16 protein-coding genes are annotated in these 17829 nt (G+C 64.8%); 2 read left to right on the forward strand and 14 right to left on the reverse strand.

Annotated features, from left to right (window positions below; all coding sequences use genetic code 11):
• Nucleotides 1–23: 23 nt before the first annotated feature.
• From dxs to J5474_RS03295, 6 genes are all read right to left on the reverse strand, one after another.
• Complete coding sequence (dxs, locus tag J5474_RS03270) at nucleotides 24–1949, reverse strand: 1-deoxy-D-xylulose-5-phosphate synthase (protein WP_209359258.1); 1926 nt, start codon at nucleotides 1947–1949, stop codon at nucleotides 24–26.
• 81 nt (nucleotides 1950–2030) lie between these two features.
• Nucleotides 2031–2915 carry a polyprenyl synthetase family protein gene (locus J5474_RS03275; protein ID WP_209359260.1) on the reverse strand — a complete coding sequence of 295 codons (885 nt, stop codon included), beginning with the start codon at nucleotides 2913–2915 and terminating at the stop codon, nucleotides 2031–2033.
• Complete coding sequence (locus J5474_RS03280; RefSeq protein ID WP_209359262.1) at nucleotides 2915–3157, reverse strand: exodeoxyribonuclease VII small subunit; 243 nt, start codon at nucleotides 3155–3157, stop codon at nucleotides 2915–2917. Before J5474_RS03280 ends, J5474_RS03275 begins: the two co-directional genes overlap by 1 nt.
• Nucleotides 3154–4080 carry a histone deacetylase family protein gene (locus J5474_RS03285; RefSeq protein ID WP_209359264.1) on the reverse strand — a complete coding sequence of 309 codons (927 nt, stop codon included), beginning with the start codon at nucleotides 4078–4080 and terminating at the stop codon, nucleotides 3154–3156. Before J5474_RS03285 ends, J5474_RS03280 begins: the two co-directional genes overlap by 4 nt.
• A 97-nt stretch (nucleotides 4081–4177) precedes the next feature.
• Nucleotides 4178–4879, reverse strand: coding sequence for a response regulator (locus tag J5474_RS03290; protein ID WP_209359265.1), 702 nt, complete (start codon nucleotides 4877–4879; stop codon nucleotides 4178–4180).
• A complete protein-coding gene (locus J5474_RS03295; protein ID WP_209359267.1) occupies nucleotides 4876–5379 on the reverse strand; it encodes a MarR family winged helix-turn-helix transcriptional regulator in 504 nt (167 codons plus the stop codon). The genes J5474_RS03290 and J5474_RS03295 overlap by 4 nt, the downstream gene beginning before the upstream one ends.
• A gap of 169 nt (nucleotides 5380–5548) precedes the next feature.
• Here J5474_RS03295 and J5474_RS03300 point away from each other — a divergent pair, with 169 nt between their 5' ends.
• Nucleotides 5549–6421: a branched-chain amino acid aminotransferase gene (locus tag J5474_RS03300; protein WP_209359269.1), complete on the forward strand. Its 873-nt coding sequence runs from the start codon at nucleotides 5549–5551 to the stop codon at nucleotides 6419–6421.
• Nucleotides 6422–6477: 56 nt separating this feature from the next.
• Here J5474_RS03300 and J5474_RS03305 read toward each other — a convergent pair whose 3' ends face one another.
• The 8 genes from J5474_RS03305 to J5474_RS03340 form a co-directional block, all read right to left on the reverse strand.
• Complete coding sequence (locus J5474_RS03305; protein ID WP_209359272.1) at nucleotides 6478–7734, reverse strand: PAS domain-containing protein; 1257 nt, start codon at nucleotides 7732–7734, stop codon at nucleotides 6478–6480.
• Between the two features lie 63 nt (nucleotides 7735–7797).
• A complete protein-coding gene (locus J5474_RS03310; protein ID WP_245216200.1) occupies nucleotides 7798–9081 on the reverse strand; it encodes a PAS domain-containing protein in 1284 nt (427 codons plus the stop codon).
• Between the two features lie 117 nt (nucleotides 9082–9198).
• Nucleotides 9199–10380, reverse strand: coding sequence for an ABC transporter permease (locus J5474_RS03315; RefSeq protein WP_209359274.1), 1182 nt, complete (start codon nucleotides 10378–10380; stop codon nucleotides 9199–9201).
• Between the two features lie 3 nt (nucleotides 10381–10383).
• Nucleotides 10384–12039 (reverse strand): ABC transporter permease, encoded by a 1656-nt coding sequence (locus J5474_RS03320; protein ID WP_209359276.1) that lies wholly within the window; start codon nucleotides 12037–12039, stop codon nucleotides 10384–10386.
• The gene (locus J5474_RS03325; RefSeq protein ID WP_209359278.1) at nucleotides 12036–12326 is read right to left on the reverse strand and encodes a DUF1330 domain-containing protein; all 291 of its coding nucleotides are present in this window, start codon (nucleotides 12324–12326) and stop codon (nucleotides 12036–12038) included. The genes J5474_RS03320 and J5474_RS03325 overlap by 4 nt, the downstream gene beginning before the upstream one ends.
• Nucleotides 12327–12424: 98 nt before the next feature.
• Complete coding sequence (locus tag J5474_RS03330) at nucleotides 12425–13546, reverse strand: extracellular solute-binding protein (protein ID WP_209359280.1); 1122 nt, start codon at nucleotides 13544–13546, stop codon at nucleotides 12425–12427.
• A 157-nt stretch (nucleotides 13547–13703) separates the two neighbouring features.
• Nucleotides 13704–14825 carry an extracellular solute-binding protein gene (locus J5474_RS03335; RefSeq protein WP_209359283.1) on the reverse strand — a complete coding sequence of 374 codons (1122 nt, stop codon included), beginning with the start codon at nucleotides 14823–14825 and terminating at the stop codon, nucleotides 13704–13706.
• 115 nt (nucleotides 14826–14940) lie between these two features.
• Nucleotides 14941–16044 carry an ABC transporter ATP-binding protein gene (locus J5474_RS03340; protein WP_209359285.1) on the reverse strand — a complete coding sequence of 368 codons (1104 nt, stop codon included), beginning with the start codon at nucleotides 16042–16044 and terminating at the stop codon, nucleotides 14941–14943.
• Between the two features lie 525 nt (nucleotides 16045–16569).
• Between J5474_RS03340 and J5474_RS03345 the strand changes: the two genes are divergently transcribed.
• Nucleotides 16570–17754: a M24 family metallopeptidase gene (locus J5474_RS03345; RefSeq protein ID WP_209359288.1), complete on the forward strand. Its 1185-nt coding sequence runs from the start codon at nucleotides 16570–16572 to the stop codon at nucleotides 17752–17754.
• The last annotated feature ends 75 nt before the right edge of the window (nucleotides 17755–17829 follow it).

Below are 17829 nucleotides of genomic sequence, written 5' to 3' on the forward strand. Positions count from 1 at the left end.
CCGTCCCCACTCCGGGCGCGAACTCAGGCGCGACGGTCCATCACCTCGACCCCCAGCGTGGTCAGCACCTTCGCCTCGATATCCTCGGCGTTCAGCTTTGCCACCGCGTACATGTCACGCGGGTTCGCCTGGTCGATGAAGATATCCGGCAGCACCATGGATCGGTACTTCAGCCCCCGGTCAAAGACACCGTTTTCCGCCAGGCACTGCGCCACGTGGCTGCCGAAGCCGCCGATTGCGCCCTCCTCCACCGTGATGAGCGACTCGTGTTCGCGCGCGAGACGCAGCACCAGGGCCTCGTCCAGAGGTTTCGAGAACCGCGCATCCGCCACGGTGACCGACACGCCGCGCGCCTCGAGCGCCTCGGCGGCGGAGAGACATTCCGCCAGCCGCGTGCCAAAAGACAGGAGCGCCACGCGCGTGCCCTCCTTCATCACCCGGCCCTTGCCGATTTCCAGCAGCTTGCCGCGTTCCGGCATTTCGACGCCGACGCCCTCGCCGCGCGGGTAGCGGAAGGCGATGGGGCCCTCGTCATGCGCGGCGGCGGTGGCGACCATGTGCTTCAGCTCCGCCTCGTCGGCCGCGGCCATGACCGTGAAGCCGGGGAGGTTCGACAGGTAAGCCACGTCGAAGGACCCCGCGTGCGTCGCCCCGTCGGCCCCCACCAGCCCGGCGCGGTCGATGGCAAAGCGCACCGGCAGGCGCTGGATCGCCACGTCGTGCACCACCTGGTCGTAGCCGCGCTGCAGGAAGGTCGAGTACATGGCGCAGAAGGGCTTCATCCCGCCGGCGGCCAGACCCGCGCAGAAGGTGACGCCATGCTGCTCCGCGATACCGACATCGAAGCAGCGGTTCGGGAACCGCTCCGCAAACAGATCCAGCCCGGTGCCATCGGGCATCGCCGCCGTCACCGCGACGACGCGCGGATCTTCCGCGGCCTCGCGGATCAGCGCGTCGGCAAAGACGCGCGTGTAGGACGGTGCGTTCGACGGCGTCTTCTTCTGCTTGCCGGTGATGACGTCGAATTTCGCCCGGGCGTGACCCTTGTCGGGGGCGTGTTCGGCGTGGGCGTAGCCCTTGCCCTTCTTGGTGAGCGCATGGATCAGGATCGGCCCGGTGGCGCGCGCCTTCACGGTGCGCAACAGAGGCAGAAGCTGGTCGAGGTCGTGGCCGTCGATCGGTCCGAGGTAGGTGAACCCCAGTTCCTCGAAGAGGGTGCCGCCCATGGCCATGCCCTTCAGCATTTCCTTGGCGCGCTTTGCCCCTTCCTGAAAGGGCGGCGGCAAAAAGCCCAGCGCGCCCTTGGCCACGGCCTTGAAATCCTGGAAGGGCGTTTCGGAATAGAGGCGGGTCAGGTAGGAGGACAGCGCGCCGGTGGGCGGCGCGATGGACATCTCATTATCGTTCAGGATGACGATCAGGCGCTTTTTCAGGTGGCCCGCGTTGTTCATCGCCTCGAACGCCATGCCCGCGCTCATCGAGCCGTCGCCGATCACCGCGATGGCGTCGCCCAGCCCGGTTTCCGGCGCGCCGCCGAGGTCGCGCGCCACGGCGAAGCCCAGCGCCGCGGAGATGGAGGTGGAGCTATGCGCCGCCCCGAAGGCGTCGTAGGGCGATTCCGAACGCTTGGTGAAACCCGAAAGCCCGTCTTTCATCCGCAGCGTGCGGATGCGGTCGCGCCGCCCCGTGAGGATCTTGTGCGGATAGCACTGGTGCGACACGTCCCAGACGATCTTGTCCCGCGGCGCGTCAAAGACCGCGTGCAGCGCGACCGTCAGTTCGACCACGCCCAGGCCCGCGCCCAGATGGCCACCGGTCTCGGAGACGGCAGAGATCGTTTCCGCCCGCAGTTCCTGCGCCACCTGCTTCAGCTGGGCGTCGGACATCCCCTTCAGGTCAGAGGGGTACTGGACGCGGTCCAGAAGGGGCGTTTCGGGTCGCTGGGACATGGGGTCCTCCGCAAGTCACAATCCCGCCTGACCTAATGCGTTTTCGCGCGTTTGCCAGCGCGCGAGGCCGCAGATCGGGCATCAGTTCCGGCGCGAGATAACGAAGCGGGCTGCCTCCCGCAAGCATTCGGCCCGCTCCCCGTATACATCGAGGGATGTGCAGGCTTCGTGCACGAGTTCCTCTGCGCGACGTTTCGCCCCGTCTGGCCCCATCAGACTGACAAAGGTGGCCTTGCCGCGGCCCTCGTCCTTGCCGACGGCCTTGCCCACGGTCGCTGCGTCGCCCTCGACGTCCAGCACGTCGTCCCAGATCTGGAACGCGAGGCCGAGACAGTCGCCATAGACGCGCAGCGGTTCGGGGCTTTCGCCCGCCATGACGGCGCCTGCGGTGCTGGACCAGGCGATCAGCGCGCCGGTCTTGCCCGCTTGCAGGGCGGTGATTTCCGCCAGGGTCAGGGGGTCTGCGGCGCTCTCGGCGGCGATGTCCATCGCCTGTCCGCCGACCATGCCGCGCAATCCCGCCGCCCGCGCGAGACCCGACACCAGCGCCAGCCGGCGGTCGGCGTCGCAACCGGCCTCGGCCAATAACTGGAAAGCCAGCGCCTGCAATGCGTCGCCCGCCAGCACGGCGATGGTCTCGTCCCACTTGCGGTGCACCGTGGGTTTGCCGCGGCGCAGGTCGTCGTCGTCCATGCAGGGCAGGTCGTCGTGCACGAGGCTGTAGGCGTGCAGCGCCTCGATGGCCCCCGCCGCCGGGGCGGAGCGGTCGGGCGCGATGCCGAAGACGCGCGCGCTCTCGATCACGAGAAAGGCGCGCAGCCCCTTGCCGCCCTCGACCGCGTAGCGCATCGCCTCTGCCACCGCGCCGGGCACGCCGCCGGTGGCAGAGCGGATCTGGCCGAAGGACAGAGCCCCGGCCCGCGCCAGCGCATCCGGGAACGGCAAAAAGCCCGCGTCGGCGATCATCAGAGGCCCTCGACCGGCTTCGTCCCCAACGGGTTGCCCTCGCCGTCGAGCGTGATCGCGGCGACCTTCTCTTCGGCTTCCTTCAACTTCTGGTCGCAACGCTTCTTCAGCTTCGCGCCACGTTCGTAAAGGGCGATGGAATCCTCCAGTGCCACATCGCCGCGCTCCAGCGCACCGACCACACGCTCCAGCTCCGCCATGGCCTGCTCAAAGGACATCTCTTCGACAGCTATCTCGCTCATGTGCCCGCCTCCATCAGAACTTCGACATGCGCCTTCGCCGAGGCGCTCAGACCCGCCAGATCATACCCGCCTTCGAGAGTCGAGACCACGCGCCCTCCCGCCGCCTCTGACGCGATGGCGCAGAGCTCGCGGGTGATCCAGACAAAGTCCTCGACCTCCCATTCCAGCTGTGCCAGCGGGTCATCCTTGTGGGCATCGAAGCCGGCGGAAACGATGATGAGTTCGGGCGAAAAGGCGCGCAGGCGTGGGAAGGCCTCGTTGAGGTAGCGCGCGCGCATCTCCGCCCCGCCCGATCCCGGCGGCAGCGGCAGGTTCATGACATTGTCATGACCGCCGCGTTCCTCCGGCGTGCCGGTGCCCGGCCAAAGCGGCATCTGCTGCGAACTCACCAGAAGTGCGCGGGCCTCGTCCCAGAGCAGATCCTGCGTGCCGTTGCCGTGGTGCACGTCGAAATCCACCACCGCAACGCGCGACAGCCCGTGCGCCTCCAGCGCGTGCTTCGCCGCGATGGCCGCGCTGCCGAACAGGCAGAAGCCCATGGGTTTCTCCGTCTCCGCGTGGTGGCCGGGCGGGCGCATGGCGCAGAAGGCATTCGCCACCTCGCCAGACAGCACCATGTCCACCGCCTGACAAGTGCCCCCCGCCGCGCGCAGCGCCGCCTCGAAGGAGCCGGGCGAAACCCAGGTATCGGCATCCAGCTGATGCTGGCCGCTCCCGGGAATGGCGGCGCGGATGAGGTCGATGTAGCGCTGCGGATGGCAGCGCAGCAGTTCCTCCTGCGTGGCCTCCCGTGCGCCGACACGCCTGAGGTCCAGCCCCGCCACGGCGTGCAACAGATGCTCCAGCCGCGCCACCTGCTCCGGGTGGCCATCGGGCGTGACGTAGTTCATTCCGTCCGCATGGGTGATCAATGCTGTCGCCATGGGCTTCTCCCCTGCTTCCTTGCTTCCTTGCTTCCTTGCTTTCCAGTTACTCACAATCCGATGCCGGGGCCAGCGCCCTGCCCGACATCTCGCGCGCTCAGTCCGGCGCCAGCATGTAGCCTGCTCCGCGCACCGTCTGCAGGTACCGCGGTTGTTTCGGGTCGCTTTCCAGCTTGCGGCGCAGGCGGGTGATCTGGACGTCGACCGCGCGTTCCTGCGCCTGCCCCTTGTCGCGGCCCAGCTCCTCTACCAGCCGCGAGCGGCTGAGCGCTTCGCCTGGACGGGCCGAGAAGATGCGCATCAGTTGCGCCTCCGTGGCGGTCAGACGAACCATGTCGTCGCCGCGCCACATCTCGCCGCGCTCGATGTCGTAGCGGATCCCGCCCAGCGCGAGCAGCTTTGGCGCGGCCTCCGAGGCCGCCGTTTCCGGCATCCGCCGCAGGATCGCATTGATCCTGAGCAGCAGTTCCTTAGGTTCGAACGGCTTGGCGAGGTAATCGTCGGCGCCCGCCTCCAGCCCCTTGATGCGGTCCTCGATCTCGGAGCGGGCGGTCAACAGCAGGATCGGCACGGTGGAGGTTTCGCGAATCCCCGCAGTCAGGCTGATGCCATCCTCGCCCGGCATCATCACGTCGAGCACGATCATGTCGAAGTCGAGTCCCGCCAGAAGCCGCCGCGCATGGGCCGCGTCGCGTGCGGCACTGACCAGAAATCCGTTCCTGATCAGGAACTTCTGCAGCAACCCGCGAATGCGTTCGTCGTCGTCGACGATCAGCAGATGGGCATCCGTCTCGCTCATCCCCGGCCCTCCCTGAGCCGTTGATACTGGAGCCGCATCTCAGGGTCCATCATCGCCTCCAGCACGCGCCGGAAACCTGCGACCGCCTCCGGCCCCGCTTCCCGGAAGGCAGCGCGCATCCGCAACCGCTGCGCATCGGACAGCTCGCGTTCCAGCGCCTCGCCACCGGGGGTCAGGAACAGGTGACGCTCGCGCTTGTCAACACGGCCGACACGGGATTCCACCAGCCCGTCCTCGATGAGCGAGCGCAGAACGCGGTTGAGCGATTGCTTCGTCACGCCAAGGATGGCGAGCAGGTTGTTGACCGTCGTCCCCGGCGCGCCGTGGATGAAGTGCAGCGCCCGGTGGTGCGCCCGCCCATAGCTGAGCCCCGCGAGGATCCGGTCGGGATCGGCGGTGAAACCCCGGTAGGCAAAGAACATCGCCTCCGCCCCCTGACGCAGCTGTTCGTCTGTCAGGTACAGCAACGTTTCGCCCTGCACCGTGCGCCCGTCGGACATGTCTGCTCCCGCCTTCGATCCCGCGTTTTGCCGGGCATTTTAAGTCAGGCATGTTGACATTCCAAGACTCAATTGCTAGCCGTGAACGCGATCAGCGCAACATTATGTCGCCAGGCGACGCGCGTTGCGCAATTTTTGCCAAAAGCGCAGGACACCGAGGAGAGAAGCGATGGCAGACGGGGCCTATGACGACCGCGACGGCAAGATCTGGCTGGACGGCCAGCTGGTGGAGTGGCGCTCTGCCCAGGTCCACGTCCTGACGCATGCGCTGCACTATGCCTCCTCCGTCTTCGAGGGCGAACGCGCCTACAATGGCAAGATCTTCCTGTCGCGCAAGCACTCGGAACGGCTGCATTTCTCCGCCCAGTGCCTCGATTTCGCGATCCCCTACACGGTGGACCAGATCGAAGCGGCGAAGGAGGAGGTCCTGAAGGCCAACGGCTTCACCGACGCTTACGTGCGCGCGGTGGCATGGCGGGGGGCGGGCCCGGATATGGGCGTGTCGTCGTCGCGCAACCCCGTGCGTCTGGCCATCGCCGCTTGGGGTTGGGGCAACTACTACGGCGACGCCAAGATGAAGGGCGCCAAGCTCGACATTTCCCGCTGGAAGCGCCCCTCGCCCGAAACCATCCCGGTCCATGCGAAGGCCGCCGGCCTTTACATGATCTGCACGACGTCAAAGCACGCGGCGGAGGAAAAGGGCTGTTCCGACGCGCTCTTCATGGATTACCGCGGCTACGTGGCCGAAGCGACCGGCGCCAACATCTTCTTCGTCAAGGACGGGGAGGTCCACACACCGCTGCCGGACTGCTTCCTGAACGGGCTGACGCGGCAGACGGTCATCGACATGCTGAAGGCAAAGGGCGTTACGGTCCACGAGCGCCACATCATGCCTGAAGAAATGGAAGGCTTCGAGCAGTGCTGGCTGACCGGCACCGCGGCAGAGGTGACCCCGGTGGGCCAGATCGGCGATTATACCTTTGAGGTGGGGACACTGACGCGGTCGATCGCTGAGGATTACGAGAAGCTGGTGCGCGCCTGACACTTTCGCGCGTGGCGGCATGAGGGCCCGGTCCGATGGACCGGGCCTGTTGCGTATCAGAGCAGGGTTCTCAACATCGCCGTGTTGCTCTGAACAACAGAGTTCAGCTCCACCACGCGGGCCAGCCGCGCCTCGATCTCGTCCTGCCGCTCGTCGAGCTGCTCGACGATCCCGGCCAAGGCCGTGCCGGAATTATTGAGCGCGGCGCTTTCGATCTTGCACATCATGCGCGTGCTGGAGAGACCGGTCACGAAACGCTTCATGTCCAGGACGCTGCGCGCAAAGCGCTTGGCCTCCACCTCCACCTCCGTGAGGGCCTTCGCGGTTTCCTCGAGGAAACCGCGCTTCAGCTCGGCGCAGATTTCGGCTTCGGCTTGGACTGACAAGCCGTCCGTATGGGTGCCGATGCCGCCCTCCTCCCCTTCGCAGGTCTCCAACATCTCATCCACGAGACCCGCGGCAAACCCGAGGAACTGCCCCTTCAGAATGGCGTCCCGAATCCGGGCAAAAACACAGGACTCGCCCTCCACGAAGGTTTCCACCCAGGTCGACATATCCTCCAGCATCTGGCTGTAGTTTACCGATATGGCGCTGATCGGCCCGCCCGCGCTTTCCAGCCGGGAGGCGATGATGCGCATGTTCATCGGCACGGTGCGGATCACCTCGAAAGCTTCCGTCATCTCGGAGGTTTCTACCTGCACCTGCGCGATGGCCTTCGACATTTCGAGAAAGCGACGCTGCAGCGGGTCGAGTTGCCGGCCAAGTTGTTGCGCCCGCGCCTCGACTTCTGTCGCCAGGGCATGGCTCTGGAAGGATTCGTAGTTGGTGAAGCCGAGGTCGGTAATCCCCTGCAACAGGATTTCCGCGCTTTCGGTGGGCTTCAGCCCCTCCTCTGTTTCGCGGGCGAGCAGGGAGCTGTAGAGCTTCTCCACTTCACCGCGAAGGGCCGAACTGGGTTTCAGACGCGTGGAGATATAACCATCGCCGATCGGAGCGATCAGGGCGAAGACCCAGTAGTAGCGGCCATTCTTGCAGCGGTTCTTCACATAGCCGCCCGTGGGTTTGCCCGCCTTGATCCGGGACCAGATCAGTTCGAACACGCCCTTCGGCATGTCGGGATGGCGGATGATCTTGTGCGGGGCGCCAACCAGTTCCGACCACTCGTAGCCCGCAACGCGCTGAAACACCGTGTTGCCCGCCTGGATCACGCCCCGCGCGTCCGTGCGGGAATGAAAAAGCTCGGACAGGTGGAACTGTGCCTCCGAGCCGGAGTATGAACTGTCTGCTGTGAACTGCGCCGGTTGTTCTGTCATGCCGTGTCCCCGAAACAAAGGCCGGGGCACTCTGCCCCGGATCGTGTTAGAAAGCGTGAAGCGTCACGCGATGGTTCGGAGCATGGCGCTGTGGCCCTGAATGTTGGTGTTCATCTCCACCACCCGTGCGAGGCGTCGCTCGATCTCGTTCTGGCGCTCGTCGAGCTGTTCGACGATACCCGCCAGCGCCGTGTCGCTGTCACCGAGGGTCGCGCTCTCGATCTTGCACATCATGCGGGTGCTCGACAGCCCGGTCACGTAGCGCTTCATGTCGAGGACGCTGCGGCTGAGGCGGCGGACCTCCTTTTCGATGATCTTCAGCGCCTCCTGCGCCTCCTCGTGAAAATTTTCAGCCTCGCGCAGAAGGCCTGCACGGTCGCTCTGGAGCGCCGCCTTGTCGGGCGCGGCCGCGATATCGTTCTCGAAGGCCTCCACCATCCGACCCTGGATATCCATCGCGCAGACCAGTAGCTGCCCGCGCAGGATCTGTCCCCTGATCCGGGCGAAGGTACAGTCCGGCCCAACGGCGAAGTCTTTGATCCAGGTCGACATTTCTTCGAGCATCTGGCTGTAGTTGACGGAGATCGCGCTGATCGGACCGCCGACATTCTCCAGCCGGGAGGCGAGGATGCGCATGTTCATGGGCACGGTACGGATGGCGCGGATCACGTCCACTAGGCCCTCGACTTCTTCGCCGAGTTCGAGAATGGTGTCGTACATCGCAAAGAAGCGCTGCTGCATCGGACCGAGCGTCGTGCGCGTCGCTTTCGAGTTGCACTCGAGTTCCTGCCGCAGGGCGTGCCCCATGAAGGCGTCGTAATCGGAAAAGCCGAGTCCGCAGATCGCCTCCAGCAGGCGTTCGGCGCTTTCTGCAGGGGTGATGCCTTCTTCCTGCTCCGCCGTGCGCAGCGTCTTGTAGATCGCTTCGACCTTTGCGTGCAGCGGGGACATCGGTTTGATCCGGGTGGAAATATAGCCCTCCGCGATGGGCCAGCTGAGGGCGATCACCCAGTAGAAGCGGCCATCCTTGGCGCGGTTCTTCACGTAGGCGACGACCTTCTCCCCCCGCCCGAAGCGGTCCCACATCAGTTGGAACACGCCCTTCGGCATGTCGGGATGGCGTACCAGCTTGTGGGGAGCGCCTTTCAGTTCCTCCCACTGGTAGCCCGCGATGCGCCGGAAGGTCGAATTGCCCTCCTGGATGACGCCCCGCTTGTCAGTGCGGGAGAAGAACAGTTCCCCGGCCTCAAAGGGCACCTCGCTGCTCGAGGTGCCGCGGGATTGTGGAGTCAGGGTGGTGTCATGGTGGCTCATGCCGGGTTCCTCGGACGAATGCCGCGCCAGCATCGACAACACTCCTTTGCAGAATGTGAATACGGCAGGGCGTTAACCACCCTGCCGTCCGCTCTCTGTCTAAAATTGCCAAGGTATCCGGCTGCGTGGTTAACGCTACCTATAAGGGTCTTAGCCTGGGCTCATGCCGCGCAACCTTTCGGAGCGTCGACGCAGGACTTCGACCGTCGCCAGCAGCCCGATCGAGATCACCACCAGAATCGTCGCGACAGCAAGGATCACCGGGCTGATCTGTTCGCGCAGACCGGTGAACATCTGCCAAGGCAGCGTCTGCTGCTTGGCCGAGCCGACAAAGAGCACCACGACAACCTCGTCGAAGGAGGTGATGAAGGCGAACAGCCCGCCCGAGATCACCCCCGGCAGGATCAGCGGCATCTGCACCCGGAAGAAGGTGGTGACCGGGTTCGCCCCCATGTTCGCCGCAGCCCGCGTCAGCGAACGGTCAAAGCCAACCAGCGTCGCCGTCACGGTGATGATGACGAAGGGTATGCCCAGCGCGGCATGCGCCAGGACGACGCCCGCCAGGGTGCCCTGCAGGCCGATGCGGGAGTAGAAGAAGTACATCCCCGCCGCCGAGATGATCAGCGGCACGATCATCGGCGAGATCAGCACCGCCATGATCGCGCGGCGGAACGGCACGTGCTCGGACGACAGGCCGATGGCCGCCAGCGTGCCGAAGCTGACCGAAAGCAGCGTCGCCAGCGGTGCGATGATCAGCGAATTGCGCAGCGCCTGCTGCCAGTCGGAGGACTGGAAGAACTCGCGGTAATGGCGCAGAGAGTAGCCCTCCGGGTCGAAGCGCAGCATTTCCGGCGTGAAGGTAAAGAAGTTCTCGGCATTGAACGACAACGGCATCACCACCAGGATCGGCGTGATCAGGAAGACGAAGATCGCCCCGCAGATCGTGCGAAAGGCATAGTGCCAGAGCACCTGCCCAGCTGTCAGGTAGGGCGGCAGCGGTACACGGTAGCGGCCCATGCCGACCCAGTAGATCAGCAGGCCGAAGATGTAACCGAAGATCGCGCCGACCACGGCGCCCGGCAGCCCGCCCAGCACGAACCCCGCCAGTACCATGAGGATGACGAATCCCCATTTCACCGGAGCCTCCATCTTCCGGTCGACCGACATCGCCCCGGCGGCCACTGCCGCCATGATGACGAAGCCTGCCACGATCCCTCCGAGTACCGACCCGTTCGCCGCGCCGACAAAGACGCCGAACAGTGCTCCGAAGGCGCCGATCACGGCGGCGGTGAACCCTAGGGGTTTCTTGATGGCTTGCGTTTCGACGGCCATGGTTCAGCCCCCCAGCTTCACGTTGTCGATACCGACGATCTTGTCGTAGGCCCAGTAGAGGATCAGCACCACCGCCAGAAGGATCGTCCCCAGCGCGGCCGCGAGCCCCCAGTTGAGCGACGACGAGATGTGGTAGGCAATCCGGTTCGAAATGAACGTGCCGGTTGTGCCGCCGACGATCTCGGGCGTGATGTAGTAACCGATCGAGAGGATGAACACGAGGATCGACCCCGCCCCGATGCCCGGCACACTTTGCGGGAAATAGACCCGCCAGAAAGCTGTCCAGTTCGTCGCGCCCAGCGATTTCGCCGCCCGCACGTAGGTCTGCGGGATGGTCGACATCACCGAATACATCGGCAGGATCATGAAGGGCAGCAGGATATGCGTCATGGCGATGATCGTGCCCAGCTGGTTGTTGATCATCACCAGCCGGTTCGCGTCATCCACAAGGCCAATCCAGACCAGCACGTCGTTGATGACACCCTGCTGTTGCAGCATCACCTTCCACGCGGAGGTCCGCACCAGAAGCGAGGTCCAGAACGGCAGCAATACGAGGATCATCAGCAGGTTTGCCGTACGCGCCGGCAGGTTCGACAGCAGGAATGCCACCGGGTAGGCCAGCGCAATGCAGCTGAAGGTGATGACGAGGCTCATGAACATGGTGCGCTTGAACAGCAGTCCATAGATGCGTTCGTCATCGTCGCGCCATGCCGGGCCGTCCGGCGTCTTCTGCATGTCAACCGCGTTCAGGAAGTAGCCGTTGGTGTAGTTCGGGGAGTACATCTTGATTGTCTCCCAGACGTCCACGTCCATCCAGTCCTTGTCGATCTTCTCGAAGGTGGTCCTGACGTCCAGCGGGGGCAGTTCGCCGCCATCGACCAACGCATCCGCAGCCTTCAGCATTTCGGCGCGCGGGCCGGAGTAGCCGGAGACATCCTGCGCCTGGAGGTCGCGGAAGAGCATGGTGTGGACCAGCGTCCAGGGCTCTTCCTTCAGCAGGCTCTTTTCCTCTTCGACACGCTGGAAGCGGGCGAAGTCCTCGTAGGCCACGGCCGTCAGTGGCAGCAGATCGGCCATGCCGTCGCGCAGTTCGAATTCGGGCAGCGCGTCGCCCTTCTCCCAGGCCTGCGCCTCCGCTACGAAATCGTCGGAGCCCATCAATTCGACCCACGGCGCGCCCTTGTCCCAGTCCTTGTCGAGATCCTTGAAGGCGTCCTGATAGACCTCTCCGATATCGTCCAGCCCGCGACCCGACTTGCGGAACAGCGAGGAGACGCCGGTGAATTCATAGTTCAGGCGGGTGCCGAGCCGGGTGTGCGTCTTGGCCTCTGCGGCAAGAAAGATGTCCTGATAGGCGGCAAAGAAGATGTCGTCGCCGGGCAGGTCGCCCGTGCTGTCGTCCCAGTCCTTCAGGGCCAGCGTCGTGCGCGGCAGCGTGTCGGACACGATCTGGTTCTCGACCGAACGGAACAGCATGTCGACGATGGGCGCGATGAAGGTCAGCAGCACGAAGATCAGCAGCGGTGCGATCAGCGCAAGCGCGCGCATCTTCTGGGCCCGCAGGGCGCGGGCGAGGCTGCGCTTCAGCGGCGTGCCGTCGGCGGCCAGCATCGGGCCGGTGTCCTCGGGTGTGGCGGTGGTGGCTGCGGTATCGGTCATTCTGCGCCCTCGACGACGAGGATCACGCTGTCTGCCGTGGCATGGCGGATCGCTGCGACCTCCTGATAATCGGGATCGTTGTAGGCGGCGAGCGCCTCTGCGTAGGTCGGGAATTCGATGACCACGTGGCGGTCATGCGCCGTGCCCTCGACCACCTGGGACTGCCCGCCGCGCACGATGAAGCGCCCGCCCAGCCGATGCAGGATCGGCGTGTCGCGTTCGACGTATTCCCGGTAGGCTTCCGGGTCCTTCACGGTGATATGGCCGATGATATAGCCCTTGGGCATCTGTCCCACCCTGTTTTCTTCTGGTTGCCCCGCGGCGCGCATGGTGCGCGCCGCGGGATGTTTCTCGCCGGCCGGGGCAACCCCGGCCCGCCCTGCCCTTACTGCGTGAGCCAGGCCTGGAACTTCGCGTCGATGTCGTCGCGATAGTCGGCCCAGAACTCGTAGTTATAGAGGAAGGTGTTCTGCGCGTTTGCCGGATCGGTCGGCATGTGCGGTGCCATGTCGATGCCCAGATCGGCGTGCTTGCCCACCAGCGGTGCGGACGACTGGCGTGCCGGACCGTAGGAGATGTACTTGGCCTGATCTGCGAGACGCTGCGTGTCGGTGGCGAACTTCAGGAAATCCATCACTCGTGCCTTGCGGTCCTCCGGCAGGTCCGCCGGAACCACCCAACCGTCCAGGTCGAAGACCTGCGCATCCCACATCATGGCGATCGGCTGGTCCTGCTCCTCGATGGCGGAGAACAGGCGGCCGTTGTAGGTCGAGCCCATGAAGACCTCGCCGTCGGCCAGCAGCTGTGGCGTATCGGCACCGGCGTTCCACCAGACGACCTGGTCCTTGATGGTGCCGAGCTTGGCCAGCGCCTGATCCTGACCTTCCTCGGTCTCCAGAACGTCGTAGACGTCGTCCTTGGCCACGCCGTCACACAGAAGCGCCCATTCCATGTTGTTGATCGGCCGCTTTTCCAGCGCGCGCTTGCCCGGGTAGGTTTCGAGGTCGAAGACATCGCAGATTTCGCTCGGCGGCTCGGCGCCTTCGGGCACCATGTCGGTGCGATAGCCGAAGGTGGTCGAATAGACGATCTGCGGGATAAAGCAGTCCGACACCATCAGGTCGCCGAAATCATCCTCGGCGGAGGTGCCGTCTGGAGCCGCTGCAAGGTCCTCGTCCGGATCGATTTCCATCGCCAGACCTTCGTCGCAGAGGCGGATCGCGCTGGCGGCGGTCACGTCCACGAGGTCCCAGGTCACATTGCCCGTCTCGCTCATGGCGCGCAGCTTGGCCACGGCCTCGGCGGAGGATTCATCCCAGACGGCGGAGACGTCGGGGTGCATTTCGAGGTAGGGTTCGAGATAGGCCTTCTGCTGGCTGGTCTGGTAGGCGCCGCCCCAGCTGACCAATGTCATCTCGTTGGCCATGTTGCCATGGCTTTCGGCATAGGCTCCGGTTGCAGCCATGGTCAGGGCGGTGGTTGCAGTGAGGATCTTTTTCAGGGTCATTTACGAACTCCCTTTGTGCGGTGTGGGTTCGTCATCCACGCCGCCGTGCGTGCGGTCCCGGTTCGCCCGGAGTACCGCCTTTGGGTCACGGGGGCCTCCTGCCCCCGCGCCTGCGATGCGTCGCGGCAAGGCCCGAAGGCCGCGCCGCAGGGTCACATCACTTTACCAGCCACGACTGGAACTTGGATTCCACGTCGTCCTGGTTGTCCGACCACCATTCGATGTTGTTCACCAGAAAGTTCTTCTGGTTGGCGGGGTTGGTCGGCATATGCGGTGCCATGTCGATGCCGAGGTCGGCGTGCTGCCCCACCAGCGGCTGCGAGGAGGCACGCGCCGGACCATAGGAGATGTACTTCGCCTGATCGGCCAGCCGCTGCGTGTCGGTGGCGAACTTCACGAAATCGAGCACGCGGTTCAGGCGGTCCTCCGGCAGGTCGGCGGGGATGATCCAGCCGTCGAAGTCGAAGACCTCGTAGTCCCACAGCATCGCCACCGGCTGCTTCTGCTCCTCGATGACAGAGAACAGGCGGCCGTTGTAGGTGGAGCCCATGACGACCTCGCCATCGGCCAGCAGTTGCGGCGTATCGGCGCCAGCGGACCACCAGACGACCTGATCCTTGATGGTGTCGAGCTTGGCCAGCGCGCGCTCCACGCCGCCGTCCTCGTCGAGCACGTCATAAAGGTCGTCTTTCGCCACGCCGTCACACAGAAGCGCCCATTCGAGGTTCTTCTTGGGGCGCTTTTCGAGGCTGCGCTTTCCGGGGAAGGTCTCGGTGTCGAAGATCGCGCAGACGCTGTCGGGGGTCGCGCCGTTCCACTCCGCCACGTCGGTGCGGTAACCGAAGGTGGTGGAAAAGACGATCTGCGGGATAAAGCATTCGTTGATCACCGACGGGCCGAAATCGTCTTCGGCCGAAGAGCCATCGTCGCCCTCCGCCAATACCTCGTTGAAGTCGATCTCCATCGCCAGGCCTTCGTCGCACAGACGCTGGCTGTCGGGGCCTTCGACGTCCACGAGGTCCCAGGTGATGTTGCCGGCTTCGGACTGAGCGCGCAGCTTGGCCACGGCCTCGTTCGAGGACTCGTCCCAGGTGATGGTCACGCCGGGGTTGGCTTCCATGTAGGGCTCGGCGTAGGCCTTGATCTGGGACTGCTGATAGGCACCGCCCCAGCTGACGATGGTCATGCTGTCGGCCATGTTGCCGTGGCTCTCGGCGCCGGCAATACCCGCCACGAAGGTCAGGCAGGTCGTCGCCAGCAGCGTTTTCGTGAGTGTCATGTGTATCTCCCTGATAACACCCGTTAACGATAGGTCCGGTGTTCGGATTATTGTTCCGGCCCCTTGGTCGTCCTTCCGGGCGCGCCTCTGCGGCACGCGCGGAGGCATTCTGATCTCAGGTCGCGTCCAGCGCGCGACAGTCGCGCGGCAACCAGCCGATGTCGATCATCGTGCCGGGCGAAAGCTTCACTTGGTCGGGCGCGTTGCGCGTCTTGATCACGAAGTCGTTGTTCCCCGCGACCCGCAGACGCGTGCGGAAGATGTCGCCCATATAAATGAACTCCAACACCTCCGCCTTCAGCGTATGCGCGCCGGGCTGGAGGCGGGATCTGTCGATCTCGACCCGCTCGGGCCGGATGGAAACCTTCGTGCGCTCGCCCACTTGCGTGACATTCACCGGAGTGGCGTCGATCACCTCGCCATCGTCAAGCTTCACCACGCAGGTGTCGCCGCGGATCTCCTGCACCACGCCTTCGAGCGTGTTGTTCTCGCCGATGAACTGCGCGACGAAGCTGTTCTTCGGCTCCTCGTACAGGACGTCCGGCGGATCGAGCTGCTGGATGCGTCCGTCGTTGAAGACGGCGACGCGGTCCGACATGGTCAGGGCCTCGGTCTGGTCATGCGTGACGTAGACCGTGGTGATCCCGAGGCTGTGCGCCAGATTGGTGATCTCGAACTGCATGTGCTCGCGCAGCTGCTTGTCGAGCGCGCCGAGCGGTTCGTCCATCAGAACAAGCTCCGGCTCGAAGACCAGCGCGCGCGCCAGCGCGATCCGCTGCTGCTGACCGCCCGAAAGCTGCGCCGGACGGCGGCCGCCAAAGGCGCCCATCTGCACCATGTCGAGCGCGCGCTTGACCTTCGCCTCGCGCTCCGACTTGCCCAGCTTGCGCACTTCGAGAGGGAAGGCGAGGTTCTCCGCCACCGTCATGTGCGGGAACAGGGCGTAATTCTGGAACACCATGCCGATCCCGCGCTTGTGCGGCGGGATGTTGTTGATCGACACCCCGTCAAGCTTGATCTCGCCGTGGGTGGCGGTCTCGAAGCCCGCGAGCATCATGAGGCAGGTGGTCTTGCCCGACCCCGACGGGCCGAGCATCGTCAGGAACTCGCCCTTCGGCATGGAGAGGTTGAGGTCTTTCACGACGAGCGTTTCGCCGTCGTAGCTCTTCTGAACGCGCTCAAAGGCGACGAACGCATCGCCGTTCGATCCATCAGCCAAAGGTTGGCTCCCCGTGTTATGTCCCGCGGATTTGTCCGCTGTCTCGTCCCCGGATTAAACCGGACCGGGGGCGCAACTGCAAGCATCCTCCCCGAAGCAGCCCAAACGTTGCGCGTTTCCGGCACTTCCGGTCATAAAAACGGCATCATACGCAGCATTCGGCGGGTCCGGGGGAGGGGTTCAGGCGAATGGCCTGCGGCTGGCGACGCGCGTCGGTTCGGGAGCATGGCGGCATGGCGGCATCGGCAAACCCGGACTTATGTCCAGCGCCCGTTTTTCGGCCAGACGAGGCAGCACGGCGATCAAACTTCGCCCATGGGCGGCATCTGTCGCCCTGCCCCGGTACATCCCGGATGTCAGCGTCCTGACGGCAGGCGATTCGCCCGCCTGCCACGGATGTGCGACAGCGCTGCACCGCTGCCGAAAAATGCAGCGTCGGAATGCGCTTGCGTCATTCCGTGTCGCTTTCCGACAGCCAGCCTGGCCGCTTTCCGGTTTGGTGGAGAGGAGAAAGGAGCCCGTTTCATGCATCTTCCCAAGGCCCTGCCCTTCACCCGCCCCGAATTCGCCCGCCGCCTCGCAAAGGTCCGTGCCGCCATGGCGCTGGCGGACCTCGACGTGTTGCTTGTGACGGATCCCTCCAACATGGCGTGGATCACGGGGTATGACGGCTGGTCCTTCTACGTGCACCAGGGCGTGCTGGTCTTTCCGGATGCCGACCCGATCTGGTGGGGCCGTTACATGGACGGGGCCGGTGCGTTGCGCACCGTCTGGATGGCTGACGACCGCATCGCGCGCTACGACGACAGTTATATCCAATCGACCGAACGCCACCCCATGCAGGACCTGGCCGGGCGGCTGGGCGATCTCGGCCTCGGCGCCGCGCGCATCGGCCTGGAACTGGAGAATTACTATTTCTCCGCCAAGGCCTGGCTGGTGCTGCGCAAATCCCTGCCCGACGCGCATTTCGAGGACGCCACCGCGCTGGTGAACTGGCAGCGCACGGTGAAATCCGACGAAGAGCTGACCTACATGCGGGGGGCAGCGCGCATTTCGGAAAAGATCATCGACGGGCTGGTGGAGCGCGTCGAACCGGGCGTGCCCAAGAACGAGGTGGTGGCCGAAGCGTATCGCGACGCGATCCGCGGCGCCGAAGGACACTGGGGCGACTATCCCGCCATCGTGCCGCTGCTGCCCTCGGGGGCGGATGCCTCCGCTTCGCACCTGACATGGGACGGCAAGCCCTTTGCGATGAACGAGGCCACATTTTTCGAGATATCGGGCTGCGTGCGGCGCTACCACGCGCCCTTCTGCCGGACGATCTACCTCGGCACGCCACCGGATGACATCCGCCACGCGGAGGAGGCGCTGGTCGAAGGTATCGCCGCCGGCCTCGACGCCGCCCGCGCCGGAAACCGGGCCTGCGACATCGCCAATGCGCTGAACGCCACGCTGGCGCGGCATGGCATCACGCGCGGCGCGCGCTCCGGCTACCCGATCGGGCTGAGCTACCCGCCTGACTGGGGCGAGCGGACGATTTCCATCCGGCCGGAGGACGAAACCGTGCTCGAGGCCGGAATGACCTTCCACTTCATGCCGGGGCTGTGGATGGAGAATTGGGGGCTGGAAATCACCGAATCAATCGTGATCCGCGAAAGCGGGCCACCGGAGTGCCTGTGCGACCGGCCCCGGATGCTGTTCGTGAAATAGATTTCGGATCGCCGCGCGAGTCCGCATACTGAAAAAGGGCGCAGCCCCTCGGCCTGCGGCCTCACCCAGGAATAC

Source organism: Sagittula salina (genome assembly GCF_017813235.1).
Taxonomy (GTDB): domain Bacteria; phylum Pseudomonadota; class Alphaproteobacteria; order Rhodobacterales; family Rhodobacteraceae; genus Sagittula; species Sagittula salina.